Annotated in this window: 23 protein-coding genes, 1 rRNA gene and 1 other annotated feature; of the genes, 11 read left to right on the top strand and 13 right to left on the bottom strand. The window is 52.4% G+C overall.

Features of this window, described 5'->3' with window-relative positions:
• Nucleotides 1-72: ribosomal RNA gene (locus ACYVRB_RS05455) — 16S ribosomal RNA — on the bottom strand; the annotation flags it as partial.
• Nucleotides 73-502: 430 nt separating this feature from the next.
• Between ACYVRB_RS05455 and ACYVRB_RS05450 the strand changes: the two genes are divergently transcribed.
• Nucleotides 503-1234, top strand: a complete 732-nt coding sequence (locus tag ACYVRB_RS05450; RefSeq protein ID WP_461214063.1) for a class I SAM-dependent methyltransferase — start codon at nucleotides 503-505, stop codon at nucleotides 1232-1234.
• 55 nt (nucleotides 1235-1289) lie between these two features.
• Here the strand turns inward: ACYVRB_RS05450 and ACYVRB_RS05445 are convergent, their stop codons facing one another.
• A complete protein-coding gene (locus ACYVRB_RS05445; protein ID WP_461214062.1) occupies nucleotides 1290-2834 on the bottom strand; it encodes an ABC-F family ATP-binding cassette domain-containing protein in 1545 nt (514 codons plus the stop codon).
• 197 nt (nucleotides 2835-3031) lie between these two features.
• Here ACYVRB_RS05445 and lepB point away from each other — a divergent pair, with 197 nt between their 5' ends.
• Nucleotides 3032-3631 (top strand): signal peptidase I, encoded by a 600-nt coding sequence (lepB, locus tag ACYVRB_RS05440; protein WP_461214060.1) that lies wholly within the window; start codon nucleotides 3032-3034, stop codon nucleotides 3629-3631.
• A gap of 101 nt (nucleotides 3632-3732) precedes the next feature.
• Here lepB and ACYVRB_RS05435 read toward each other — a convergent pair whose 3' ends face one another.
• The 3 genes from ACYVRB_RS05435 to ACYVRB_RS05425 all read right to left on the bottom strand — a co-directional run bounded on the left by ACYVRB_RS05435 (nucleotide 3733) and on the right by ACYVRB_RS05425 (nucleotide 6116).
• Nucleotides 3733-4467, bottom strand: a complete 735-nt coding sequence (locus tag ACYVRB_RS05435) for a DUF975 family protein (RefSeq protein WP_461214058.1) — start codon at nucleotides 4465-4467, stop codon at nucleotides 3733-3735.
• On the bottom strand, nucleotides 4467-5258 hold the full coding sequence (locus tag ACYVRB_RS05430; protein ID WP_461214057.1) for a glycosyltransferase family 2 protein: 792 nt from the start codon (nucleotides 5256-5258) through the stop codon (nucleotides 4467-4469). Before ACYVRB_RS05430 ends, ACYVRB_RS05435 begins: the two co-directional genes overlap by 1 nt.
• Before the next feature lie 96 nt (nucleotides 5259-5354).
• Entirely contained in the window at nucleotides 5355-6116 is a 762-nt protein-coding gene (locus ACYVRB_RS05425) for a DeoR/GlpR family DNA-binding transcription regulator (protein ID WP_461214056.1), read from the bottom strand.
• A 357-nt stretch (nucleotides 6117-6473) separates the two neighbouring features.
• Here ACYVRB_RS05425 and ACYVRB_RS05420 point away from each other — a divergent pair, with 357 nt between their 5' ends.
• From ACYVRB_RS05420 to brnQ, 6 genes are all read left to right on the top strand, one after another.
• Nucleotides 6474-7190, top strand: a complete 717-nt coding sequence (locus ACYVRB_RS05420; protein WP_461214055.1) for an RlpA-like double-psi beta-barrel domain-containing protein — start codon at nucleotides 6474-6476, stop codon at nucleotides 7188-7190.
• A gap of 136 nt (nucleotides 7191-7326) precedes the next feature.
• Nucleotides 7327-7567 (top strand) — a binding site (T-box leader).
• Nucleotides 7568-7625: 58 nt separating this feature from the next.
• A complete protein-coding gene (locus tag ACYVRB_RS05415; RefSeq protein WP_461214052.1) occupies nucleotides 7626-8432 on the top strand; it encodes a homoserine O-acetyltransferase/O-succinyltransferase family protein in 807 nt (268 codons plus the stop codon).
• Nucleotides 8425-9537, top strand: coding sequence for a trans-sulfuration enzyme family protein (locus ACYVRB_RS05410; RefSeq protein WP_461214050.1), 1113 nt, complete (start codon nucleotides 8425-8427; stop codon nucleotides 9535-9537). Before ACYVRB_RS05415 ends, ACYVRB_RS05410 begins: the two co-directional genes overlap by 8 nt.
• Nucleotides 9538-9565: 28 nt before the next feature.
• Nucleotides 9566-10750, top strand: a complete 1185-nt coding sequence (locus tag ACYVRB_RS05405; RefSeq protein ID WP_461214049.1) for a trans-sulfuration enzyme family protein — start codon at nucleotides 9566-9568, stop codon at nucleotides 10748-10750.
• Between the two features lie 25 nt (nucleotides 10751-10775).
• Nucleotides 10776-12068, top strand: coding sequence for a homoserine dehydrogenase (locus tag ACYVRB_RS05400; RefSeq protein ID WP_461214048.1), 1293 nt, complete (start codon nucleotides 10776-10778; stop codon nucleotides 12066-12068).
• Between the two features lie 387 nt (nucleotides 12069-12455).
• Nucleotides 12456-13847, top strand: a complete 1392-nt coding sequence (brnQ, locus tag ACYVRB_RS05395; RefSeq protein ID WP_461214046.1) for a branched-chain amino acid transport system II carrier protein — start codon at nucleotides 12456-12458, stop codon at nucleotides 13845-13847.
• A gap of 93 nt (nucleotides 13848-13940) precedes the next feature.
• Here brnQ and ACYVRB_RS05390 read toward each other — a convergent pair whose 3' ends face one another.
• The gene (locus ACYVRB_RS05390) at nucleotides 13941-15104 is read right to left on the bottom strand and encodes an LCP family protein (protein WP_461214045.1); all 1164 of its coding nucleotides are present in this window, start codon (nucleotides 15102-15104) and stop codon (nucleotides 13941-13943) included.
• Nucleotides 15105-15236: 132 nt separating this feature from the next.
• Here ACYVRB_RS05390 and pepF point away from each other — a divergent pair, with 132 nt between their 5' ends.
• Nucleotides 15237-17033, top strand: coding sequence for an oligoendopeptidase F (gene pepF, locus ACYVRB_RS05385; protein WP_461214044.1), 1797 nt, complete (start codon nucleotides 15237-15239; stop codon nucleotides 17031-17033).
• Nucleotides 17026-17898 carry an NAD(P)-dependent oxidoreductase gene (locus ACYVRB_RS05380; protein ID WP_461214042.1) on the top strand — a complete coding sequence of 291 codons (873 nt, stop codon included), beginning with the start codon at nucleotides 17026-17028 and terminating at the stop codon, nucleotides 17896-17898. Before pepF ends, ACYVRB_RS05380 begins: the two co-directional genes overlap by 8 nt.
• A 44-nt stretch (nucleotides 17899-17942) precedes the next feature.
• Here the strand turns inward: ACYVRB_RS05380 and ACYVRB_RS05375 are convergent, their stop codons facing one another.
• From ACYVRB_RS05375 to gnd, 5 genes are all read right to left on the bottom strand, one after another.
• Entirely contained in the window at nucleotides 17943-18719 is a 777-nt protein-coding gene (locus tag ACYVRB_RS05375; RefSeq protein WP_461214064.1) for a metal ABC transporter permease, read from the bottom strand.
• 17 nt (nucleotides 18720-18736) lie between these two features.
• Nucleotides 18737-19435, bottom strand: coding sequence for a metal ABC transporter ATP-binding protein (locus ACYVRB_RS05370; protein WP_461214041.1), 699 nt, complete (start codon nucleotides 19433-19435; stop codon nucleotides 18737-18739).
• 166 nt (nucleotides 19436-19601) lie between these two features.
• Nucleotides 19602-19943, bottom strand: coding sequence for a hypothetical protein (locus ACYVRB_RS05365; RefSeq protein ID WP_461214040.1), 342 nt, complete (start codon nucleotides 19941-19943; stop codon nucleotides 19602-19604).
• Between the two features lie 56 nt (nucleotides 19944-19999).
• On the bottom strand, nucleotides 20000-21520 hold the full coding sequence (locus ACYVRB_RS05360) for a gluconokinase (RefSeq protein ID WP_461214039.1): 1521 nt from the start codon (nucleotides 21518-21520) through the stop codon (nucleotides 20000-20002).
• A 58-nt stretch (nucleotides 21521-21578) separates the two neighbouring features.
• Complete coding sequence (gnd, locus tag ACYVRB_RS05355) at nucleotides 21579-22493, bottom strand: phosphogluconate dehydrogenase (NAD(+)-dependent, decarboxylating) (protein ID WP_461214038.1); 915 nt, start codon at nucleotides 22491-22493, stop codon at nucleotides 21579-21581.
• Between the two features lie 139 nt (nucleotides 22494-22632).
• On the opposite strand from gnd, the gene ACYVRB_RS05350 reads away from it, so the two are divergent.
• Entirely contained in the window at nucleotides 22633-23475 is an 843-nt protein-coding gene (locus ACYVRB_RS05350; protein WP_461214036.1) for a MurR/RpiR family transcriptional regulator, read from the top strand.
• A gap of 672 nt (nucleotides 23476-24147) precedes the next feature.
• Here ACYVRB_RS05350 and ACYVRB_RS05345 read toward each other — a convergent pair.
• Both ACYVRB_RS05345 and ACYVRB_RS05340 read right to left on the bottom strand, forming a co-directional pair.
• On the bottom strand, nucleotides 24148-25008 hold the full coding sequence (locus ACYVRB_RS05345; RefSeq protein ID WP_461214034.1) for an aldo/keto reductase: 861 nt from the start codon (nucleotides 25006-25008) through the stop codon (nucleotides 24148-24150).
• A gap of 17 nt (nucleotides 25009-25025) precedes the next feature.
• Nucleotides 25026-26045: a Gfo/Idh/MocA family oxidoreductase gene (locus ACYVRB_RS05340; RefSeq protein ID WP_461214033.1), complete on the bottom strand. Its 1020-nt coding sequence runs from the start codon at nucleotides 26043-26045 to the stop codon at nucleotides 25026-25028.
• Nucleotides 26046-26477: the final 432 nt, after the last annotated feature.

Below are 26477 nucleotides of genomic sequence, written 5' to 3'. Positions count from 1 at the left end.
ACCTCGTTCGACTTGCATGTATTAGGCACGCCGCCAGCGTTCATCCTGAGCCAGGATCAAACTCTCATATAATGAGTTATTTGAATAGCTCGTTTGTTGTTCTTCACTAAGGCCGAAACCTTAGATCCGAGATTTACTAGCGAAATTGACTTCGCTCATGTTTAATTCTTTTCATTTAAGAAAAGCCCTATCACATTTACGAAACTTTGTTCAGTTTTCAAAGGACTACCTTGTCGACCAAGACGCAATCAACTTAATTAGTTTATCACATCTTATCCGATGTTGTCAAGAAGTAATTTTTTACTTCTTTTTTCGTTAACGCTTCACACGCCTTCGCGACAACTTTTATATCTTACCAGCTTTTTCAGAAAATGTCAACAACTTTTTTTGACGACTCTTTGGAAATGCCGGTGTCATCGGAAAGACAACTTTGATATCATACCAACTGAGAGGGTTAGCGTCAACCCTTTTTGGAAATAAAAATATGAAAAGGGGTCTTCCTATGGATGCACACGATTGGGATGAATTTGCGGCCACCTACGCGGCCATTCAGCAAGAATCGACCTTGCCCGTCGAAACTGACGTCATCGCCGCACTTGCTACCCATTATCCACTCGCCATCATGTCCGTTGGCGAGCTTGCCGCCGGCTCTGGGCGCTACACGCTTCCGCTCGCCCAACACGCACGCTCGGTGACCGCCTATGATTGGTCCAAGCAGATGTTAAACGAAGCGACGCGTTGGCTGGCGCAGCATCACGTGACAAACGTCAGCTATCAACAAAACGACTGGGAACAGCTACCGTCAACCCCAATCGCTGATCTGATTTTTGTCAGCCAACTGCCAACACTCACCGCCGCTTCACTACCGCATTTAAACAGCTTGGCGACTCGTGCCGTCGCCATCAACACCCAAAGTGGCCAGAAGAATCGGGCATTGGCAGACTTAGCCCACCATTTTGGCTGGCCACTACCCACGTTTTACCAAGCAGATCCGCGTCGGGTCACGGCCTATCGCCGTCACCTAGAAACCCAGAACATTCCTTACCATCAGCAGGCATTCACCTATCAGCGGCAAACACTAACCACCGCCACCGAATTGATGCAGGCTTTTGACCGGCCATTCACCCTTTCGCAAGCAGCTGAAGCTGCTGCCGTCTTGGGCGTTGATAACGGCAACGCACCTTTATCAACGACGATCACGTACACGTTTCAACTATTAGATTGGCGCCGCTGATCATAAAAAACGCCACTGAGCGGCTTCCGTTTGGAAGCAACCAGTGGCGTTTGGTTTATTTATGACGCAGATTTTCAATGTTGATGCGTGTGTCGACCCAAGAATCATCGTAAAAGCCAGCTTCATGTGAAACCAACAATACCGCCCCAGGATAGGCGATCAGCGCCTCTCGCAAGGCATTTTTGGTATCGTCATCCAGATGGTTGGTCGGTTCGTCCATGACTAACACATTGGTTTGTTGGAGCATCAGGTCTGCGAGCTTCACCTTGCTTTGCTCGCCACCAGACAGTAACTGCAGCGGCTTGTCGGCTTCTTCACGCGTCAAGCCGGTCCGTGACAGGACTTGGCGCAACGGACGCTGGCTCAACGCAGGAAATTCACCCAGCAGAAATTGTAGCGGCGATTGCTTAGGAATCGCCCAGTTAAGTTCCTGTTCGAAGTAGCCAAATACCACATTCTCGGCGATTTCCACTGAGCCAGACAAAGCCGATAAGCGGCCTAGAATGGTCTTGAGCAACGTAGACTTACCAATCCCGTTGAACCCTTCCAAAGCGATCACTTCGTCTTTTGCCACCGAGAAGTTGATCGGGGCCAGCAGCGGTTCTTCATACCCCACCACCAAGTCGTTGACATCGATCAGGATCTGGCGTTGCACAGGCATATATGGAAATTGAATATGTGCTTTTGGTCGCGTGCCAGGTGGGGTGAGCCGGTCAATACGGGCTAGTTGCTTCTCGCGTGAACGCGCCATGGTTGACCGAGTGCCAGCTTTGAACTTAGCGATAAAGGCCTCGGACTTCTTGATCTGGGCTTGCTGTTTGTTGTAAGCCTTCAAGTAAGTTTCGTGGTCCTTCTCTTTTTGTTTCATCGCTTGGTTGAGACTACCGGTGTATTTGGTTATCTGTGCGAATTCAATGTCCAATACCGCGTTAGTTACATCTTCTAAGAAATCGAAGTCATGCGAGATCACGATAAAGGCACCTTCAAAAGCCTGCAACCACTCAGTTAGCCACTGAATATGGGACACATCCAAATAGTTGGTCGGTTCATCCAGTAGTAGCATGTCTGGCTTCTCTAATAGAAGCTTGGCCAAAATGATCTTGGAACGTTGGCCACCAGACAAGGCGTCTACCGGATGATCCCAACCGATCGCATCTAGCCCCAGCCCGGTGCCGACAGTTTCAATGGTGGTCTCCAGATCATAGAAGTCGCCCGCCTCGAGCGCCTCTTGGAGTTCACCCGCTTTGGCCAACAACTCGTCATCAGGGTTCTCGGCGTAATCCGCGTAGATCTGATTCATCTTCGCTTCTTTAGCGTAAAGCGGTGCAAATGCCGTCTTGAGGAAGTCCATGATTGTTTGTCCTGGTTGTAAGTTGGCATACTGATCTAAATAACCCACGCGCAGATGCTTTTGCCACACGATTGTCCCTTCATCGGGTTCGATCGCCCCTGTGAGGATCTTGATCAGCGTTGATTTGCCAACTCCATTTTGGCCGACGATACCAAGATGATCTTCCTTATTAACTTGAAAACTCGCATCTTGGTACAACTGCTTATCGATGAAGCGTTGCGATAGATGCGTGACAGTCAGGACACTCATGAATTGTTTCCTCCTAGATGATGCCTTGCATCACTTTGCGCTTGTTTTTCTGAAAACTTTCATATAATAGGCTAGCACACCGTCTTCCTCCGTGCAAACAGCCCCACTTAAAAAACGGTTGCGATAACACCCTCACTTTGGTAATCCCTCCGCGGTGTGTTAAACTTAACGCAAAATAATCCTTCGAGGTGTCTTCGTTGAAGAAAGAAAAAAATAGTTTCGTGCGCTCAACGATCGAATTGGTCGTTTTGTTCTTGGTCGTTATCCTTGGCACACAACTCCTCATGAAATACGTCTTGAGCAAAGACATCGTCCAAGGGACTTCGATGCAGCCGACGCTCGAAAACGGGGATCGCCTGTACTCCGTCCGTAACAAAGCGGTGCATCGCAATAACATCGTCGTGATCGACGCGCCTGACAAACCTGGACAGCTCTACATCAAACGCGTCATCGGGATGCCGGGTGATACCGTCGCCGTCAAGGCTGGCAAGCTTTACGTTAACGGCAAAGCCCAAGCTCAACCCTACTTAAAATCCAGCTTTATGCAAAAAGAACTTCGGGCATACGCCGTTCAACAAGGCGTCACCGTCGACTCCTTGCAATTCACCAATGACTTCAATATCGCAACGCTTGCCTCGACACAGTCCAAGCGCGTACCTAAAGGCGAATACTTCGTCATGGGAGATAACCGCTTGGTTTCCCACGACGGCCGTGACTTTGGCTTCATCGCCAAAAGCAAGATCCAATCTGTGGTCGTGTGGCGTTACTGGCCACTATCGAAAATGAAAGTTTACTAGTTTCCGAAGTGCTGCGGCTACCGCGGCGCTTTTTTTGTGGGACGAAAATGGCCTTGCACCCCAGCTGACGAAACAGGCGGGGTACAAGACCATTAATCTGTCTATGCGGTCATTTGCCGTTGATAGTGTGCTTGGACGTTTTGATAAAAGCCAGCATCGACAAGCTGCAGATAAGGATCGATCATGAAATCAAACAGGTGCCATGTGATCGCCTTCAAGATCTCCCAGCCGAGAAGCGACAGCTTCAAGACGAAATAATCCAGCTTGAAGCCGCGCATGATGCGCCAAGAATGGCCCAACGCCGCAAGTGCGGCGTAGCGACCTTTTTCTTTGCCATCATAATAAGCATAAAAGCTCATCGATAGCCCAAAGTAGGCCAAGATCATCGGGAAGAAAAAGGCGAAGAAGCCTAAGATCTGCATCAACTCCACCAAAATTGCAACCGCTAAGACCCCGAAGAAGTACTTGCTATTAAACAGGCGGAAAACCGTCTGCATCGGCCGCACTTGATTGACCTTGCCGCGATAGAGGTCGAGTGCCGTAAAGGCGATCCCTTGGCCAAACCACAACAAGACCAGGCTTTTCAGCAATCCCGACTGCGAATCCGCGTTATTGCTGTAATACGTCGCAAAGCCTGCCGGATCTGTCGCCATTTTGTCGATGCCATAGTGTGACATCAACGACACCATTCCCCACAGCGTCAACAAGGTGAATGCCACCGTGATCAACCACGGGATAATGTTGGCTACCATCATCTGGCCCCAGACCCCGTTTTGCCGCAACTGGGCTTTGGCACGTTGTTTGATCTGGCTTCGTTTTAACAAGTCATCATTCATCAGCGATTGGTATCCTCCTTGCGTAGCTTGTTTCCTGCAACCCCCACGACCCGCTTCTCATTGATCATGATGTGCCCGATCTGCCAAAGCGCGGCCAGCTGTTGCGGAATCGCCCCGATTACTCCAAGCGACTGGGTCGCTGAATCCAAGCGAACGACGTGGTGATAGCCAGGGTTGCCATAATAATAGTAACGACTCGTCGCCATGATGTAGGCCGTATTGAACAGCTCGTCTTCCATAATGGTAACTTGTTCATCAAAATGTAAATCTAACGTTGTGATCACACTGCGACGATAGAACTTGTTCCATAAATAGCCGCGAATTTTCCCGACCGGCGCCAACATCCCGCGCAACAGCTGTCCCCGCGTCAGTTCCCGATCTTCACGTAATTTGTCGGCTACTGGCTGTGGGTCTGGATTATCGGTGTAAAACGGGCTCACCAAGAGATCATAAGGCCCCGCTTCCAGCTGGGTGACAAAGTTGGCAATGTAGTCAGGCGCCACCCAATCATCGCCATCCATGAACGATACATACAGGCCTTTGGCACGTGCCAAGCCAGCATTGCGCGCGGCCGACACGCCTCTATTATGGGCAAAATACACCGGCTGAACACGCGCATCGATCGCAGCAAACTGTGCGATGACCGCCGCCGAATCATCGGTGGAGGCATCGTCGACCAAAAGGAGCTGGAGATTAGAATAAGTTTGATCGATCAAGCTCTGCACACTCCGCTCAAGATACCGATCGACATTATAAACCGGTACGATCACGGAGACTAAAGGTTCGGTCACATGCTCACCTACATTCACTAAAATTTTTTCCTCAATTAAAAGTCTAACAATTAATCATGTCAATCAATAGGATAACGGTTGAACCTTAAGTCGAGATTAAGGTTTGGCGACGATCACTGTTGTCTCAGGGGCAAACCACGCCTGTTGTGCTGAAGGCATTGGCGCATCGGAGATCAATGTATCGATTACCTTCAGCGCAAACCCGCGGTAAGTTGCATCGGTCTGGAATTTCTGGGTTTCTGCCACGACCACGACCTGCTTGGCCGTTGACGCAACTGCCGCCTTGATCCGCGCATCAGTTTCATAGGCGAAGAACAGCCCTTTTTGTCGAATGGCTGTTGCTCCGATAAACGCCGCATCAAAAGCGATGTTGCTCAGCGTCTTCAATCCTTCAACAGAGTAGAAGAACCGCGCGTGATGGTTCAAGCTACCACCCAGTAAGTGAAGCGTCACTTCCGGTCGCACCGCCAAGGCGATCGCATTGTCGAGCGAGTGGGTGTAGATTGTCACCGGCACGTCAATACTCTGCGAAAGCTTGAGTAACGTCGTGGAGTCATCAACGAAATAAACGCCACCTGGGTGGATGAGTTTCAACGCCGACGCTGCCATCGCACTCTTGGCGGCGGAAAAGAGCTTCTGCCGTTCTGAATAGCTGGGGATCGTATGGCCAAACGTCAAGCTGACGATGCCGCCGCGAGTCCGCCGTCCTGCTCCGGCGGCATCTAACGCGACGATATCGCGACGTGCGGTGTCTCGGGAGACCCCGACCGCGTTCATAATATCTTCGATGCTCAGCTCTTGTTTGGCATTCAACAGCTTCTTAATGCGCTCGAAGCGTTTTTCACGATACATGGCCACATTAACACCCCATTCGACATTGTTACTTCTATTATACCTGAATTCATCTGCAAGACACACTCCCCCCTGCGAGCAACTCAATTCAGTGAGCAAATTAGCCAAAAAAGCTCATCAAATCACCCGAAATGATGCGTTTTATCTGAATTGTAACCGGTTGTGCAGTGATTTAAACTTTTATGTAACAAAAATATTTCGCTGTGCTTGTGTAACAGTCGGGTAACAATATGACGAAACCGATAAATTTTGTCATGCGGCTGGTATCCGCCTGACACACCAGTTTCATATACTGCTCAGTGTCAAGGGGAACGTTACATTCATATAGGAGTGAATCTTATTTTAAATCAACGATTACATTTCATGGCAGCAACCGCCGTTACCGTTCTCGGTAGCATGCTCGCCATCAATACCGCAACCAAAACTGTCGAAGCGATCGATTCGACCACTTCCGCACAACATCAGACACAACAAAACGACACGCAAGCCGGCGCGCAAGCTTCTGCGAAGACGATCGTCAAGACCAACCACATCTTACATCCACAACACAAGATCGTCATCAAGGTCGGCGTAAACCCGATCGCGCAAGCTCAAGAACGCGCAGAGGCCGCGAAAAAAGCGGCCGAAGCTAAAGCTGCGGCTGAAGCTAAAGCCAAAGCGGCGGCGCAAGCCGCAGCTCAGGCTGCTCAGCAAAAAGCCCAAGCCCAGGCTGCAGCGCAAAAAGCGGCCGCAGCTAAGCAGGCTCAGGCTCAACAAACTCAACAGCAACAAGCTACAACGACCACAACACAGTCATCTACCCAATCAACGACCAACAAAGGGACCTTCAAGTTGAGTTTTTATGACCCAGCCGTGTTGGGTTCAAACATGGGCTACAGCGGCGTCGCCGCTAACTTGTCTGTGTTCCCTAAAGGCACCCGCCTGAAGATCACGCTGTCTGACGGCACAGTATGGATCCGAACCGTCAATGACACCGGCGCTTTTGCCGCAGGGAACCCCAATCAGCTCGACGTCGCGATGCCAAACAACCAGATTCCTTCCGCTGGGGTATTGTATGCCACCGTTGAGGTCCTCAACTAAATCAACATTCACAGATCGGTGCTCGAGGCACTGGTCTTTTTTTGGCGCGTCAAGCCCGCCTTTTCGTCGTTATATGTGAGCAAAATGATAAAAGCACTTGACCAGAATGAGAAAATGCCGTATTATTGCAATAATCATTATTACGTTGAAGAGATAAGTAAGTGCGTGTGCGTCTCAAGAGAGCCAGCGGTTGGTGGAAGCTGGCGATGGCATCACACCGAAAATGGTCTCCGAGTCATGTCACTACGAGCCTTAGGTAAGTGGTGGCCGGGTACGCCCGTTATTGCGTCATCGTATCGCGAATTTGCCGTACGATAGAGTGTCGTTTGGTGACAGACGACAAAATCCGGGTGGTACCACGCAGAAGCGTCCCGCAGTCTTTCAGTTAATGAAGGATTGCGGGATTTTTTTATACAAGGAATGGAGGTTTTGCAAATGGCTCATGTGACAATTTTAAGCGGTTTGACCCGCACCAATGATATCCCAGCACCCGATGCCCGGCGAATCTTGGTCTTGAATCTGATGCCTAACCGCGCCGTGACCGAGCGTCAAATTGCCAACGTTTTTGCCGCCGGCACCCAGCCCGTCGCATTGACCTTCTGCTTACCTGACACCCACCACATTCACAACAATGAAGCTAAGGTGCGCGAGGCTTACACCAGTTTTAGCCAGATTCAGGCCCAACACTTCGATGGCTTGATCGTCACCGGTGCTCCGCTGGACCGTCTGCCTTTTCACCAGATCGATTTTTGGCCGGAACTTCGCCGCATCTTAACTTGGCGCAAAGCCCACACCGACGGCGCCTTGTTCATCTGCTGGGGAGCCTATGCTGCAGGCGCGATTGACGGTGCGTTTTCCGGGCGCCAACTCACCCAGAAAATCTCCGGCGTTTATACGACCAGCGGCTTGACGATGCCGCAGTCACGGTTCTTCATGATTCCCTTGAACGCCGTTCATCGAGGTCAGATCATTGCCGGCGACGATGAGTTGGGCGCCACGCTGGTCGAAGATGCCACCACCAATTCTTGGTATCTCGCCGGCCACCTCGAATATCAAACCGGCACCTTACGCGCAGAATACTACCGTGACTACCATAAAGATCAAAACACCCCACTGCCAGCACACTACTTCGATGCTGACATGCAACCACGCAACACCTGGCACAATGACGCAACATTCGTCTATGATGCTTGGCTAAACACCCTACAAACTACTAATTCTCGGAGGCTCGCTAATGGCTAAACTCGCAACGCAACTCGTTCAAGGCGCAAACGGAACAGATGATGACAAAACAGGGGCTATCGTCCCTGCGTTATACTTATCCACCGCTTTCCGGCATCCAGGATTAGGTGAGTCTACCGGCTTCGATTACTCCCGCATGACGACTCCAACGCGCGCATTGTTGGAACAACAATTGGCTACCATCGAACACGGCAATCAGGCTTTTGCTGTCAGTTCCGGGATGGCCGCCATCGACCTGGTATTTTCTACTTTAACCCGTACCGGCGATCACTTTATCGCCTCAGACGACCTCTATGGTGGTAGCTTCCGGTACTTCGATGAGCGCCAGGACCGCTACCAGATTAATTACGACACCTGGAACGGCGTTGACATCGATGCCTTGTTGCTTCAAATCAAGCCCAACACACGATTGATCTGGCTTGAGACGCCTTCCAACCCCACGATGAAGGTCATCGATATCGAAGCCGTTACCACCGCGGTTCACGCCGTTCGCCCAGACATCTTGATTGCCGTTGACAACACCTTCCTCACGCCGGTTTATCAACAACCGCTGACCTTAGGCGCCGACGTCGTGGTTCACTCCGCGACCAAGTATCTCGGTGGCCATAACGATATCCTCGCTGGGGCGGTCATCGTCAAAGATCCTGACCTGGCAGAACAATTCAGCCAGCAGTTAACGACCACCGGGCAAAACCTCGATCCTTTTGACGCCTGGTTGCTCATCCGCTCGCTAAAAACCTTAAACATCCGTATGCACGCCCACACCAACAACGCTCGGTTCGTCGCTGAACACTTGCGCAGTTTGGACAGCGTTGATCGAGTCCTATATGCCGGCATTGGTGGTATGATCAGCTTCTATCTCAACGACGCCTATAGCGTCGATCAGTTCTTGCAAGGCTTGCAGGTCTGTTCGTTTGCTGAGAGCTTAGGTAGCGTCGAAACCCTGGTCACCGTACCGGCCATCCAGACTCATCACGACATGCCGGAAGCTCAGCGCCAAGCGCTAGGCATCACCGACAATCTGATCCGCATCTCGGTTGGCTTAGAAGATCAAGAAGACATCGCCGCAGACCTCGACCAAGCGCTGGCTGGTGCCAAAGCCTGATCGCCACTCGCACAAAGGAGACTTCACCATGAATGATTACACAAAAATTATTAAAGCCACAACGGTCAAAGATCCAGCTACCGGTGCCGTCAACACCCCAATCGCATTGAGCTCGACGTTTTATCAAGATGACTTCGATCATTTTGGCGAATTCGATTATTCTCGCAGCGGCAACCCGACACGCAAAGTTGGTGAACAAGCCGTGGCAGCCTTAGAAGACGGCCAGTTTGGTTATCTGTTTTCGACAGGCATGGCAGCGATCTCCAGCGTGCTGAGCATCTTTTCTCAAGGAGACCACCTCTTGGTTTCCAAGTACGTCTATGGGGGCACATTCCGGATCCTCGAAGACGTCTTGTCGCGCTTTGGCATCACCCACACTTTCGTCGACCCGACAGACTTAAACGCCTTAGAAAAAGCGATCCAACCTAACACCAAGGCGATCTACATCGAAACGCCATCTAACCCCGTCCTGGCAGTCACCGACATTCCTGGCGTCGTCGCTATCGCCAAGGCCCACGATTTGATCACCATCGCTGACAACACCTTCATGTCCCCCGTGTTGCAAAAGCCGCTTAATCTCGGTGTGGATATCGTCGTACACTCAGCCACCAAGTTCTTGTCTGGCCATTCCGACATTTTAGCTGGGGCCGCGATCACCAATGACTCCGCTCTCGCCAGCCGCATCTATTTCATCCAAAACGCTTTTGGTGCAACGCTGGGCGTCACCGACACTTTCTTGTTGTTGCGCGGCATCAAGACCCTCGGGGTGCGCATGGCACAATCAAGCAAAGGGGCCCAAAAGCTGGCAGAATGGCTAGATCAACAACCCGTTGTCACCCGTGTCTGTTATCCCGGCCTCAAGTCTGATCCCAACTACGCCATCCAACAGAAGCAAGCCAAAAACGGTGGTGCTGTACTGAGTTTTGACGTCGGGTCTGCAGAAAATGCCAAGATCCTCGCCGAAAACCTCACGATCCCAGAATTTTCCGTTTCGTTAGGCGGCGTTGAAAGCATTCTCTCCTACCCTGCCAAGATGAGTCATGCGGAAATGAGTGCTGAAGAACAGCTCGCCTGTGGCATCACGCCTGGGTTATTACGCTTCTCCGTCGGCCTGGAAGATCCCGACGACCTGATCGCCGATCTCGCCCAAGGCTTCGCCAAAATCCGAGCTGCCCACACTGAAAATGCGAAAGATGCCGTGCAAGCAGGTTAACCTTTACCCGAAAGGAAGTTAGATCATGAGCACACTCAATGTTGGTTTATTAGGCCTTGGTACCGTCGGTCGCGGCGTTGCCACTATTATCGCTCGCCAAACGCCACAACTAGCCCAGCTTAACTTAAAGATCACTAAGGCCGCGGTACGCACATTGACACCGGAGCGTCAGGCGGCGTTCCCAGAAATCGCCTTGACGACCGACGCGCTGAGTGTGGTCAATGATCCTAACATCCAGATCATCATCGAGGTGCTCGGTGGCATCGATCTGCCTTTTGCCTTACTACAACAGGCACTGAAAAATGGCAAACATGTCATCACCGCCAACAAAGATCTGATTGCTACTCACGGCCAAACGCTCACCGCCTTGGCGGCAAAACATCACGTCGCCTTAGATTATGAAGCGGCTGTGATGGGTAGCATCCCGATTTTGCGGACGTTGAATACCAACTTCGCCGGCGATGCGATCACCGCCTTGACCGGGATCGCTAATGGCACCTCTAACTTCATCCTGTCGCAGATGCAAGCCGGGGCCAATTATGCGGAAGCCTTAAGCGCCGCTCAGGCAAAAGGATTTGCAGAAGCCGACCCGACCAACGACGTCGAAGGACTCGATGCAAGCTACAAACTGTTGATCCTCAGTCGGTTAGCCTTCGGGCTCGATCCCAAGCTCGCCAACATCAAGCGTCAAGGCATCACGACCTTGCGGCGGGCAGATTTTGCAGCTGCAGATTTCTTTGGATATACCATCAAGCCACTAGTCTCAGCGATTCGCGACGACGATCAGCTCAGCTTGACCGTTGCCCCGACGCTGGTGCCAAAAGACCATCCGCTGGCAAACGTCGACAACGAGTTCAACGCTATTGTCCTCGCATCGACCAACACCAACTCGCTGATGCTGACCGGCCCCGGCGCCGGTAGCCTGCCCACGGCCAATGCCGTCGTCGCCGACCTCCAAGAAGTCGCCCGCAATATCCGTGGCAAGCTGACCCCGATCCTCGCTGCCACCCATTTGCGGCCAGCTACCGGCTTAGATCTGCCCACACGTCAAGTCATTGCGCTATCGACAGACGGGCTAGTCACCGGGTTAGATGTTGCGACTCAGCTTGGCATCCACGGGCAGATTTACGCACGCGGCGATCAGCTCCACCTTTTGACCCAAGCGGTCGACCGCCAAACCGTCGCGCACTGGCGCGATGCTTTGAGCCATTTTGTTGGCGTGCGGCTGCATCACCTGTTGCCCGTGTTTGATCCGAATGTGCGTGGTGCCGCCAGTAGATTTCAAAATAATGAGAAGAAAATGAACATTATTGCTTGACTTTCTTCAAGATTTAACTTAAATTAGAGCCAACATCAATTGAGAAACAGACTTCGAGTAGCAAAGTAACCAGGAACGCTTGTCAGTGAGCCGCGTAAAGTGTGAAGCGGCCAAGTTAACCTTTCGGTGAAAGTAGGCTATGAGTCGTCACTGCGACACGTTAGTGAAGTGGTGACTGGGATTGCGCCCATTACAGCAATGACGTATCGCCGCAAGGCCGTACGTTGTGAGGCCTATGACGGTGACGTCTAGGCGAAACAAGGTGGTATCGCGCAAAAAGGCGCCCTTGACAGAGTTATCTGTCGAGGGCGCCTTTTTTGTTTGGACACGGCCGGTCCAAACACGCCCTTCTCAATTTCAACCATCAATAGCTTGGAGGTCAATATTATGCAAATTCATTCAGATCATAAACTTAATCGTAAAGAGTACATTATTCTCGGTTCCATGTTGTTCGGACTTTTCTTCGGTGCCGGCAACTTAATCTTCCCGATCCACCTCGGACAGATCTCAGGTGGCAACTGGATCCCTGCCACCATTGGGTTTTTGCTTTCCGCTGTGTTGTTGCCATTGATGGCAATCCTGGCGATCGCGATGACTGAATCTGATAGCATGTACCATCTTGCCCGTCCTGTCGGTCACGTTTTCGCGTTACTCTTTCTCATCTGCACCCATGCCAGCCTCGGGTTGCTGATCGCGACACCGCGGACCGCGACGGTTACCTTCGAAATGGCGATCCAGCCGTTCATTTCAAAAGGTCACACCCAGATCGCTTTGCTGATCTTCTCCGCGATCTACTTCCTGATCACCTACTTGCTTTCCCGGCATCCCCAAAAGATCACTGATTATGTCGGCAAGTTGTTGAACCCCGCATTGTTGCTGTTATTGGCAGCCGCTTTCTTTGCCGCTTTTGCCATCAAAGGCGATGGCGCAACGCTGGCAGCCAGCACGCATGCGACCAAAGCGATCGGTAATTTATCCAACGGCTTCTTACAAGGCTACAACACCATGGACGCTTTGGCCGGCCTAGGCTTCGGTGTTACCATCGTTTCTGCTCTTGGTTTCTTCGGTGTTAAATCTGCCCATAACCGCTCTAAAGACGTTGCCAAAGTTGGCGCTTTATCAATGGGCCTTGAAGCCATCGTCTATATCTTCTTGATCGCTTTAGGGGTGATCTCGCTACACTTCACCCAGACGACCGCCAACGGGGGCCCCGCCTTCAACGCCATCATGACTCATTACACCGGCATGATCGGGACCTCACTGTTAGGCGCAATGACCTTCTTGGCTTGCTTGACCTCTTGCATCGGCTTGGTCAGTAGCTTATCTCAAGACCTTGGCAAACGTTTCCCACGTATCGGTTTTGGCAAATTCCTCATCGGCACTTGTACCGGTAGTTTCCTCATCTCAAACTTTGGCCTGAACCAGATCATCGCTTTATCCAATCCAATCTTGATGTTACTCTACCCACTGGCTATCGCGCTGATCATCCTCGGCTTGTTGCACCCATTCATCGGTAAGCAAAAGACGATCTACAGAACGACGATCGGGCTGACCTTGATCCCTGCGATCCTCGATGCGATCCACAGCCTACCACCATTTCTGGCAAACAATGCCCTGTTTTCTGCGATCGATAACTTTGGGATGAAATATATTCCGCTGTTCAACATCTCGATGGATTTCGTTCCCTTCATGCTCGTTGGCCTGATCGGTGGGACACTGATTGCCAAGCTATCCGGTCAACCTTTCACTGCGGCAAGCCGTAAACTGTCTGAGAATTAAGCATAAGACGTCTCTCCCAAAAGTACGCACAAGCGTAAGACGCCAAAAAAAGTGCCGCCCAGCTTAAGCTAGGTGACACTTTTTTATTGTCGGCTACCGACCACCAAACGTCGCACCTGGTGCCTCAGCACCACCGGTCGTGATCGTGGTGCCATCATCGTTATAGGTGCTGGTTGAAGTGGCTGTACCGGCATCATCATACAGGGTATATACCGGATTAAAACCATCGTTCCAGTTGAAGCCATGATTTGTGTTGTACTTGTTTTGCTTTGTGTTGAAGTTATCCAGCGTCGCTTGATCTAAACCCAACTCAGCACGAATCTGATCTGAAACCTTTTGTAACTCCTCAGTCTTAGGCACCTGATAAGACGACCCATCGATATAAACTCCGAGGCCTTGCAAGGTCGTCTGCTTGATGTTTTTGATGCAGTCGCCATATTTTTCACCGATCGCAACCATATCTGCAAACGTCAGACTGGTCCTCATTGAGCTAGACAGGCTATCCATTAAGGTCGAGTAGTTGCTCAAGGAACCGGCAGACAACACCTTCTTGGTAATCTGGGTGATGACTTGGCGCTGACGCTTTTGGCGGCCATAGTCGCCTTGCGGATCCTGATGGCGCATCCGCGCATAAGATAAGGCGTGTTTACCGTCGAGATGCATCGCGCCTTTGGTGAACTTGTACCCGCCAGAATCGGTATCCGTCCAGCTAAATGGCACGTTGACATCGATACCGCCAACGGCATCAACGATCTTCTCAAGACCCGCCATGTTCACGGTGACATAGTAATTAATCGGGACGTTCAACAACTTGGTGACGGTCTTCATCGCCGCTTCGTTGCCACCAGCGTTATATGCCGCGTTGATTTTCTGGGCACCGGCATTGTTGCCACCGATGATTTGCGCTAAGGTATCACGCGGAATTGAGGTCATTGTGGTACGCTTAGTCTTGGGGTTGATGGTCACAACGATCATGGTATCCGAATTACCTTTGTATTGCCGGCCAAATTCACCAGTATCAGTCCCCATCAGCAAAATGCTTAGCGGTTTTTTACCGGAAATATCCGATTGCGCCGCTGCTGTGGTCGAAACCGGGTCATAGGTCTTATCCACCGCGTTTTTCGTCTGACTATACAGTCGTACTGCGTAACCGGCGACAAGCACCAATAAGGTCAAAACGATCATGACCACATAATGACCAAGGCGCCGGCGCGGTTTGCGGGGCTTACGGGTCTGGCGACTATTTTCTTCTTCCATGCATTCGCTCCTATATTTACACACTCATCTTTGCATATTTTACTCGGAATCATCGACCAACGCACGCGATTCGGACAAAATTATCCGTGTTATGATAATGTTAATAAAACCTTGAGAAACGGAAGTGAGTTTATGTCTACCTTACCAACTCGTGAAAGCGTACCAACTGCAATGACTTGGGACCTCACCACGATCTTCAAAACCGATGCTGACTGGGAAACGGCCTTCACCGAAGCCGAAAAAATCGCCACCCACGCGGCCTCTTTCCAAGGAACCTTGGGTCAAAGTGCCACAGCCTTGGCTGACGGCTTGGCCGCGATTCTAGATGCCTATCGTCAGGTGGAAAACGTCTACGTCTACGCCAGCCTTAAAAGCAATCAAGATACCGCCAACGCCACTTACCAAGGCTTTGCCGCCCGCGCCAACAGCTTGTTAACCACGGTGTCGACCAAAACCGCTTTTCTCGAACCAGAGATCCTCGCTATTCCGGAAGCAACGCTTCAGGAATGGCTAAAAACACCAGCGCTTGGCGTCTACCAGCACTATATCGATGCATTGACTGCTAACCGCGACCATGTGCTCGGAGCCGACGTCGAAGCCTTGTTAGCCAGCGCCGGTGACGCGATGAACGCCAGCAGCGCGACGTTCAACGTTTTAAACAACGCCGACATCCAGTTCCCGACGGTGCACAACGATCAAGGCGAAGAAGTCCAGCTCAGCCACGGCTTATATGGCGAGCTGATCAAAAGCACCAACCGTGACGTGCGCAAGGAAGCCTTCGAATCGCTGTACGCCACCTACCACAACTTGCGCCACACCTTCGCCGCCACCTTGGCCGGCGAGATCAAAAAGCACACCTTCGACGCCAACGCCCATCACTACGCTTCTGCCCGCCAGGCTGCCATGACGGCCAACCACATCCCTGAAGCCGTCTATGACACCTTGGTCGCGACCGTCAACAAGCATTTGCCAAGCCTGCACCACTACCTCGCCTTGCGCAAGCGTCTGCTTGGATTAGACGAGTTGCATATGTATGACCTGTACACGCCCTTGAACGGCAAACCGCCTTTGAATTACACCATCGACGCCGCCAAAAAAGAAGCCGTGAAGGCATTAGCGCCATTGGGAGCAGACTACAGCCAACACGTGCAGGCCATTTTTGACCAGCGTATGATCGACGTCGTCGAAAACCAAAACAAGCGTTCGGGTGCTTATTCCGGCGGGAGCTATGACTCCAATCCCTTCATCTTATTGAACTGGCAAGACTCTGTCGACGCCTTATACACCTTAGTGCATGAAACCGGCCACTCGGTCCATTCTTGGTACACGCGCCACAACCAGCCTTATGTCTATGGGGACTATTCGATTTTTGTCGCCGAGATCGCCTCAACGACCAATGAAAACCTGCTGACGGATTACATGCTACGCACCCAACACGACAAGGCCGTCCGCGCCTACATTTTGAATTACTATCTCGATGGCTTCAAAGGCACCGTGTATCGTCAGACCCAATTTGCGGAATTTGAACACTGGCTGCACACCGAAGACGCTAACGGCCAGCCACTCACTGCAGAGCGGCTCAGCAAGCGTTATGCTGAGATCAACGCGCATTATTACGGCGACGGTGTGGTCCAAGACCCACAGATCGCCTTGGAATGGGCACGCATCCCACATTTTTACTACAACTATTATGTCTACCAATACGCGACCGGTTTCGCCGCTGCGTCGACGCTGGCCGCCAACATCACCGCCAACGCCGACGACGCGGTCACCCACTATCTCGACTATCTCAAATCCGGCAGCTCTCGCTACCCGATTGACACCATGAAGGCCGCCGGCGTCGACATGACCAAACCGGACTACCTGGAAGCGGCATTTGCCGTGTTCGACCAACGCTTAGCAGAACTGGAGGCGCTTCTGAATGACTAAAACGATCGGCTTCATCGGCACCGGGGTCATGGGCACCGGCATCATCAACAACCTGCTGAAGGCCGGCTATTCTGTGACCGTCTATAACCGCACCCAAGCCCACGCCCAACCTGTCATCAATCATGGCGCCAAGTGGGCGGCGAGTCCACAAGCTGTTGCGGTTGCCAGCGACATCACGATTTCAATGGTGGGCTTCCCCCAAGATGTCGAAGCCACCTACTTTGGTCCCGACGGCATCTTGGCCGGCGCCAAGCCTGATCAGATTGTCATCGACATGACGACCAGCACCCCCAGCCTGGCGGTCAAGATCGCCAAGGCAGCCGCAAAAGCTCACGTCCAAGCCCTCGACGCGCCAGTTTCAGGCGGTGACATCGGCGCCAAAAATGGCACGCTAACGGTGATGGTCGGCGGCGATCGTGAAACTGCCACCAAGCTGCAGCCACTTTTTGACGCGATCGCCCAGTCCGTCAACTATTTCGGCGGCCCCGGAATGGGGCAACACGCCAAGATGGCCAATCAGATCATGATCGCAGGCACGATGACCGGCCTCACCGAGATGCTGGTTTACGCCAAAGCCGCAGGGTTGGACCTCAAGCAGGTTAGCCAAACCGTCGGTAGCGGTGCCGGCGCCAACTGGAGTCTGGAAAACTATGGCCCACGGATATTAGCTGGCGACTACACCCCGGGATTTTTCGTGAAACATTTTGTCAAAGATCTGCGCATCGCGTTAGAAGAAGCCGAAAAACTCCATGTCGACTTACCGGCGACCACCGAAGCCAAGCGCCTCTATCAAGCGCTCCTCGATGCCGGCCATGGTGATCTCGGCACCCAAGGCCTGATCACTAATTATTCTGCTTGGCAATGAGTGCACATAAAAGGGACTGCAGAAGCAGTCCCTTTTATGTGCACTCAATCCAAACGCCACTTATGAATACCAAGCGCGATGAAGTAGAAACAAAACTCGATGGCGGCGATAAAGAACGTCACTGGCCAATTCGTATAGTAGCCTAACGTCAATCCCGCCCAGACACCAACCAACGCCGCAATGACGGAAATCACCAACATCTGTGGCAGGGTCTTGCCGAGGTACTTGGCCACTGACGGTGGCAGCGTCAGCAGGATGAAGACCAACAGCGAGCCAACAATCTGCGCGCCGATCGACACCGAGATGGCCAAGATCAACAAAAAATAAATCGAGATCAAGTTACGCCGGACGCCTTGCGCCTGCGCACCGGTAGGGTCGAAGGAATCGTAAGCCAGCCGGCGGTAACCAAAGGCCATGGTGACCAACACCGCACAAGCCAGCACCAGCAGTTGCCACACATCGGTACGGGAGATTCCGATGATACTCCCAAATAAGATGGTCGTCGCATAACTCGCAGATGCTGACGACAACGACAGAAACAAGATCCCCAACCCAACAAACACACTGGAAACCGCGGAAATCGAGGCCTCACGCCGCGACTGCTGCACCGACAGCTTACCGACCGTGATCGAGCTGATGATTGTGAACAACAGCATCCCGTCTAAAGGCGGGATCCCCATGAAAACGGCAAACGCCGCGCCGGCAAAGCCGACTTCCGACAAGGTGTGGGCAAGAAAACTCATCCCCCGTGCAGTGACGAAGACCCCGACTAACCCACACGTGATGGCGATGAAGGTGCTTGCCAGCCAAGCATTTTGCATAAAGGCATAACTGAACACTACCCCACCTCCTGCGCCGGCTGCAGTTCAGCTGGCATCGCTGCTTCGTCCATCTCTTGCGTGCTATGCATCTCATAACCTTCGCGCGTCAACAACAGATATTGATCGGTATAATCTTTGGCCAGGTCTAAGTCATGCGTCACAAACAACACGGTTAAGTTCAACTTGGCATTGAGCTCTTGGACCAAGGTCATCAGCTCAACTTTGGTGTTAACGTCGAGGCTGGCAGTCGCCTCGTCCAAGATCAAAAAGTTGGGATGGGTCAGCAACGCCTGTGCTAAGTATGCCTTCTGCTTTTCCCCGCCACTGGCGCGCCCCAATAGCTGATCTTGTCGCGTTTCAAGATGGGTCTGAGCCAGTGCCTCTTGAAGCTCGCGGCGCTCTTGTTTGGTATGCCAAAAGAAATTATGGCGCAGTTGATTGAGCTGGACGAAGCTACGGATCGATAACGGATACTCTGGATCTATGTTTCGAAATTGAGGCACGTAACCCAATTTCATTTTCGGCATAAAATTGATTTTTCCAGACTGAGGCCGCAACTGCCCCATTAATAAGCGCACCAGCGTCGTTTTCCCGACCCCGTTGGCGCCGATCAAGCTAGTCATCGACCCTTGTTTCAAGGTGAAGCTGAGATCGTGATAAAGATGGCGATCATGAAAGCCGAAGCTTAGGTGGTCTACCGACAGCAAGTCAGTCATTGAAATCTCCTCAGAAAGAAAATAGTAACGATTACGAATAACTAGTTTACACGACTATCGCCGTTTTGACTAGTATTGTTTCCCAAAAATCTCGCCTCGGGTAAAAAACACCTCCGCAGCGCATCCTAAAGGTTGCGACGCAGAGGCGTTGGAATCCCAGCAAATGCTAGGCGTTGATCTCGCTGAGGTCATTGGCCTTAGAAAAATCGATATAGATCGTCTTCGGATTGTCTTTCACAATCAAAATGTAACCGTGCCCTAAAAACGGCTTGTCGCCGGCATAGGTGAGCGGAAACTCTTGGGCCGGGGCCAAGTTGCCTTGGATCAGCATGGCATACAGCTCGTCATCATCATAATCATCGGAAAAAGCGATCGCCACCGGTGCGGTCACCAGCTGATCGGCTTTGTTCATCAGCTTGATCACATCAAAGATCTGATCCGTCACTTCTTTAGGAAAGACCGCTGCCACTTGTTCGCTGACATGCCGGCGCTTCGTTGCTTCATACATCTATCGTATCCTCCTCGACTGATTGACTCGTTACACTTCTTCGCATATTACGCTATTCAACCTTCAGATGCAATCTCCGCGTGGGTGTCGGGATGTTGGCGCTGAAACGCCGCCAGCGGCGCGTACGCTGATGCCAACCGTGTATTGACGTCTTGCCAAAGCGGCCAAAGCGTCGCATAAAGCGCCGCCGTCTTGGCATTTGGCGCCAGCGTCTCGGTGCCGCCCACCATCTGCTCGACATCATCGAGTGAGTCAATTATCCCTAACGCCTGCATCCCGATTACTGCGGCGCCTAATGCAGAACTTTCAAACGCTTCAGGAAGGACCACCGGCAGATCAAAAATATCGCACAGCACCTGCTTCCACAACGCGCTTCGGGCAAACCCACCGGTCGCTTGAATTCGCGTTGGCTTGCCTACCACCCGCTCGACCAGTTGCAACACGCCAAACAGGTTGAACGAGATGCCTTCCATGACCGCCTTGATCATCGCCGCCTGGCCGTGTTGCCGGGTCAACCCGATGAAGCTACCACGAGCATCAGCATCCCACAGCGGCGCCCGCTCGCCGCCGAGATACGGCAAAAATAACAAGCCGTCAGCGCCGGCGGGAATTTGGCGGGCCTGGTTTTCAAGCGCCCCGTAACCCCCAGTCGCAGCGAAGGTGTCGCGCGCCCAACGCCAAACAACGCCACCGTTGTTGACCGGGGCCCCAACGACGTAGCGCCCAGGGGCTAGATAATAGGTAAACAGCCGGCCGTCTGGATCGACCACTGGCTTAGAAACGATCGTGCGCACGGCCCCTGACGTCCCGATCGTCAGCGCAACAGTTCCCGGACGGTTGGCACCTACACCGAGATTGCTCAACACCCCGTCAGACGCCCCAACAATCACAGGCGTCTGCGGATCGATCCCGATCTTGGCGGCAAGCGTCGGCAACATCCCGCTGAGCTGATAGTTGGTATCGACCAACTGCGGCAACTGCGCCGCACTGACGCCGGCCAAAGCCAGCGCCGTTGGTTCCCAGTCCAGCGTGAACAGGTTCAACAACCCGGTGGCGTTGGCGAGACTGTAATCTTGCACGAAGCGGCCAAACAATCGAAACAACACGTAATCTTTGATGCCAACGATGTGTACCGCCTGCGCCATCACGGCTGGGGCAGCCTCATTCAGCCACATCAACTTGATCAACGGACTCATCGGGTGAATTGGAACGCCAGTGCTGGCAAACAGCGCCGCGCCTTGCGGAGTACTTTTCAGTCGTTCAGCAACTCGAACACCGCGATTATCTGCCCACGTCAAGACCCGTGTGAGTGGCTGGTCAGCTCGGTCTAAGACGATCACGCTGTGCATTGCCGCCGAGAAACTGATCCCAGCTACTGGACCGACGCTTGCCACGACCTCTTGCAGGCCTTGCACCACCGCTTCGAAAATCGCCTCGGGTTCTTCTTCTGCCATATCCGGTGTCGATTGGATCAGCGGATAAGGATGATCGACAGACGCCAGCGCCTGCCCGTGTTGATCGAACGCCACGACCTTGGTGCTGGTCGTGCCAATATCGACGCCAATTACGATTGCCATATGCGACCTCCTGATTAATCAAAACGCCGCCGCGATCCACCGCGACGGCGTCTTCTTCTTAAGCTTGCGGGGTCGCGTCTTTTTTGTCAACCGCGTGACCACCAAATTGGTTACGCAATGCCGCGACAACTTTCCCAGTCATGGTGTCTTCTTCTTCGGAGCGATAACGCATCATGAGCGCGCTGGAAATCACCGGCGTCGGCACGTGCAAGCGGATGCCTTCTTCGACCGTCCAGGCACCTTCACCGCTGGAGTGCATGACCCCGCGGATCTCATCGAGCTTAGGATCTTCTGAAAATGCCGACTGGGCGAGTTGCATCAGCCAGCCACGGATCACAGACCCATGATCCCACAGCTTCGCGACCGCTTCGTTATCGTAATCGAAGTCGGATTTGGCCAAGACGTCGAAGCCTTCACCGATCGCCTGCATCATCCCGTATTCGATCCCGTTATGGACCATCTTCAGGTAATGGCCGGAGCCGGCAGGACCGGTGTAGAGGTAGCCATCGGTTTGGGCGATCGCCTGGAACAGCGGTTCGATCACAGGCCAGGTCGCCTTATCGCCACCGACCATGAAGTTGCCATCGTGCCGGGCCCCTTCCATGCCGCCTGAAGTGCCGGCGTCAAAGAAATGGATGCCTTGTTCCGCCAACTGGTCGTTATGGCTTAGCGAATCTTGGTAAAACGAGTTGCCGCCGTCGATCACGATATCGCCGACATTCAGCAGGTTGGCGAGCTGATCGATACACGCTTGCGTCGGCCGGCCGGCAGGTACCATCACCCAGACGATCTTAGGCGTCGGCAATGCCGCCACCAGTTCTTCGACAGAGGCATAGGCGCTGGCGCCTGTTGCCAAGACGTCTTGGCGGGTCTGATCGTTCAGGTCAAAAGCCGCGACATCGATGTCGTGGTCGCGCATGTTTTTAACCAAGTTCATTCCCATCTTACCTAAACCGATCATACCGATGTTCATGTTGAGTTCTCCTTATTGGGTCGCGTCATTAAGTTTCAGCTTCAGTATATGTAAAATATTTACATATATCAAGTTAGAATTGTGTAAATATTTTTCTCATCAAATCATGATATACTAGACTCATTCGGAGGATCACGCCATGCATAACTTCGCGCTACAATTCGCCACCAACCGCCAACGCCTCAGCGCCAAAGAAAAAACGCTGGGCGATTACCTCAGCGCCCATCAGCAAGAAGCTTTGAACTGGTCGATCTCAACGCTCAGCGAAAAAACCGGCATCTCAACGGCGACGATCTCGCGCTTCGCCAAGAATCTCGGTTACGCCAACTTTCAAGGCCTGCGCCTGGCGCTCGCACAACCACCAGCCAGCAACTCGCATCAGCTGTTTGAAGAAATCGGCGACCACGACTCGCTTCTGACCATGGCGGACAAGGTTTTTGCCGCCAACGTCGACGCCTTGCAAGCTACCGCCGGCAACCTCAACGAGGCCGCGTTGCAACAAGCCGTCGACTTGCTCACCCAGGCCAAACAAGTCGGGTTATTCGGATTAGGCGCCAGCAACTTGGTGGCTTTAGACGGTTACCACAAATTCTTACGCACCCCGATCAATGCCACTTACGCCAGCGATTTCCACATGCAACTCATGGCGATGACGCGCCTGACGACAGCTGACTGTGCGGTGCTGATCTCCCACACCGGTACGGATCGCGACGCACTGGCGCTCGCGCAAGTCGCCCACGACCACCACGTGCCGCTGATTGTCATCTCAGGTGCCGCGAAGTCGCCCATCGCCCGCCTGGCCACGGTATTATTCATCGCCGTGGCCGAAGAGACGCAATACCGTGTCGAAGCCCTGCACGCCTTAATCGCGCAGCTATCACTGATGGATACCTTGTTCATCCTATGTGCCGTCAAGCTCGACGAAGGCTCCGCGGCAGTCCTCGCCCAGATCCGCAAAACCATCACCAAAACACGCCAATAACACTTACGCTGTCCGGCAGCATAAGCCTTCTTTGGGATGTGTTGGGAATAGTAGTATAGGTCGGGTTTGGTATGTTCCGGCCCTTGAGATGGCTGGAACGGTGCGAGGCGCTCGGAAGCTAACTCTCCGCTTCGCTACGAGTGGATCTTCCTCGACGCCTTTGTTGTAAGCGGCAAAGCCGCTAACAACAAAGGCGCGCCTGAGCCATCTCGGGCCTCCACACACCAAACCCTGACGTTAGCGTTCATCATCATCAAAAGTGGCAATTTCCGCGAGAGTAGAGATGTACTAGTGGCTGACAACACGTTTGATTACGAATAGATTAGTTGCGATCAACGAATTAACTCAGTTGTCCATGACATCAAACTAATCCTGATACGCAGAATCTAGGGTGTGGGCGAAAGTGACGGAAGCAGGTCAATCTGACGTGGTGAGATTGCTGTTAGCGACTTGTCGCTTACAGCAAGGCGCAGGTGGAGATCCACTTCGTCGCAGACGAAGTTAGCTCCGCCGAGCACCCTCTCCACGACAGATTGATCCTGCTGGAGTCGCTTTCGCCCGCACCCGGCAGTCAAACCGGTCTACCCAACACCAAAGACTTACGTTGCCGGACAGCGATAGCACAATAAAAAGGTTAAGCCATTTCAATTTGGCTTAACCTTTTTTGTGGATCTAGAAATTAGCGGTATCTGGATCGGTGTAGCTCCCAGCTAAACCCGCTTGCGCATCGATGACTTCCATATCGTGATGAGAGAGCTCGAAATCGAACAGTTCTGTGTTTTGCTTGATACGGTCTGCATGCACTGACTTTGGTAGCGGCAAGAAATCGTGTTGTAGCGACCAACGCAAGACGAGTTGCGCGACGGACTTGCCGTAACGCTCGGCCATCTTCTGCAACTCTTTGATGCCAAAAATCTTCCCGGTACCAAGCGGGCTGTAAGCCTCATTCAACATCCCGTGGGCCTTGTTGTAGGCAACCAATTCTGGTTGGCGATCAGATGGGTTCAAGAAGATCTGGTTGACCATCGGCTTTACCGTGGCAGTTTTGTACAACGCGTCAAGATGATGCTGCCGGAAGTTGGAAACCCCGATCGCCCGCGCCTTGCCGGCCTTGAGGATGGCCTCCATTGCGCGCCAGGTCTCGGCGTTGACCGCTTCCCAGTTATCCCGATACTGAACTGGGTTCGGCCAGTGGATCAGATACAGATCCACGTAATCGACACCGAGCTTTGTCAGGCTAGTATCGATGGCCTTCATGGTCTTGTCGTAGCCGTGATCAGCGTTCCACAGCTTGGTCGTCAAAAACAGATCGTCGCGGGCGATGCCAGAGGCTTTGATCCCAGCGCCGACACTTTCTTCATTGCCATAAGCCGCGGCGGTATCGATGTGGCGGTAACCCGCTTCGATTGCGGCTTCAACGCTAGACTTGGCCACTTCGCCGTCTGGTGTTTGCCAGGTGCCAAACCCAACGATCGGGATCTTGACGCCGTTCGCCAATGTATAAGTGTCCGTCAATTTTGTTAAATGAGCCATGAAATTTCCTCCTATGCTTAATGTAAATTCTTCACGCCGGTTTCCAGCATGCGCATCACCAGCAGGGTCTCGTCATCAGCGGTTACCTTTGGCGCGCCTTCAACGATCGACGCATAGACCCCGCGGTAAACGCGGCCATAATCACCAGGTACGGTCTGCACCTTTTCTTGATGGTATTGGCCTTGATCGTCCATGTAGGTCAGCGTCCCGTAATCTTCGGGCCGATCCAAGCCAAAGTCGGCGTGGTCGGGCAAATACCAGTGCTTCAAATCGTATTCTTGGCGATCGGTGGTTTGCTTGATGAAACTGCCACACTTGCCATACACCGCAAAGCTCGGCCGGCTGGTGAGGCGGTAGTAGCTTGACTGTACGCAGACCTTCAGCGCCCCGTAATACAGATCCACAGTGAAGTCATCGTTCATGTGCCCGCTACCGTTCAGCTGCCGGACGTCATACCGCGTTGTGTCCGGCGCGCCAAAATAGCCGACAACTTGATCCAACGTATGCGTACCATGCCCATACAAAAAGCTATTAGCGGCGGAATAGCGCTGGTTATCCGGCACCTCTGGGCGATAATAGTCAAAGGCCGAATCCAGCTCGGTCAGCTCGCCAAGCTTATCAGAAGCGATTACCGCCTGCACCGTCAACCAGTCTGAATCAAAACGCCGGTTGGTGTAGCACTGTAAAAACAAGCCTTTGGCCTTCGCCAAGGCGAACAGCGTTTCTGCCTGGGCAGTGGTTTCGGTGAACGGTTTTTCTAACAAAACGTGCTTGTCATGATTCAAAGCAGTCTTAGCCAATTCAAAATGCGAGCTGGCTGGGGTCGTGATCACGACTAGTTGGATCTCGGGATCGTCATAGATGTCTGTTACGTCTGTCGTATAGTGCACCCCAGGAACTCTCGCCCAAGTCGAGTCCGCATGTCGTGCATAAATCGTCTTCACCACAAACTGTTCAGTGAGCTGTAACACAAAGGGAAGATGGTAACGATTAGTGCTTTTGCCGTTGCCAATATAAGCGATCGTCAAAGGTTTCATCAGACTTCCTCCTTGGTATCTAATCTATACCAAGCGTGTCAGATACACAATAACGCACTTATAAGTGCCCGCACGGCAACGTTTTGCGTGATGGCTAAACCAATGCCCAGAACCTCTTCTAAGCATGATCCATTGGCTGAATCAATATTTTTCTTGCTCATTTTTAGCGATGGGGATAAGGCAGCTTGGGTGCGTGACCGAGCTGACTTATCCGCAATCGCGTTGGGTTGCACAGCCCGACTAGCCGTGTTGTCGCCGCCTCAATTCATAACCTCATCAAAAGCCACGTTGCAGCAATCTGTAGCGTGGCTTTGTGTGCTATTTTGACAACCTGTATCACGGCGGCGATCGCAACTCACTATCATCGCTCCCACTCAAAGGACAGTCATCCTTGAAGCACTTTGAACGATTGCGTGAAATAAATTGAATTGG

It is taken from the genome of Lacticaseibacillus boliensis (assembly GCF_054784775.1).
Note: the sequence above shows the minus strand (reverse complement) of the source record. Positions and strands in the feature narration are given on the sequence as shown.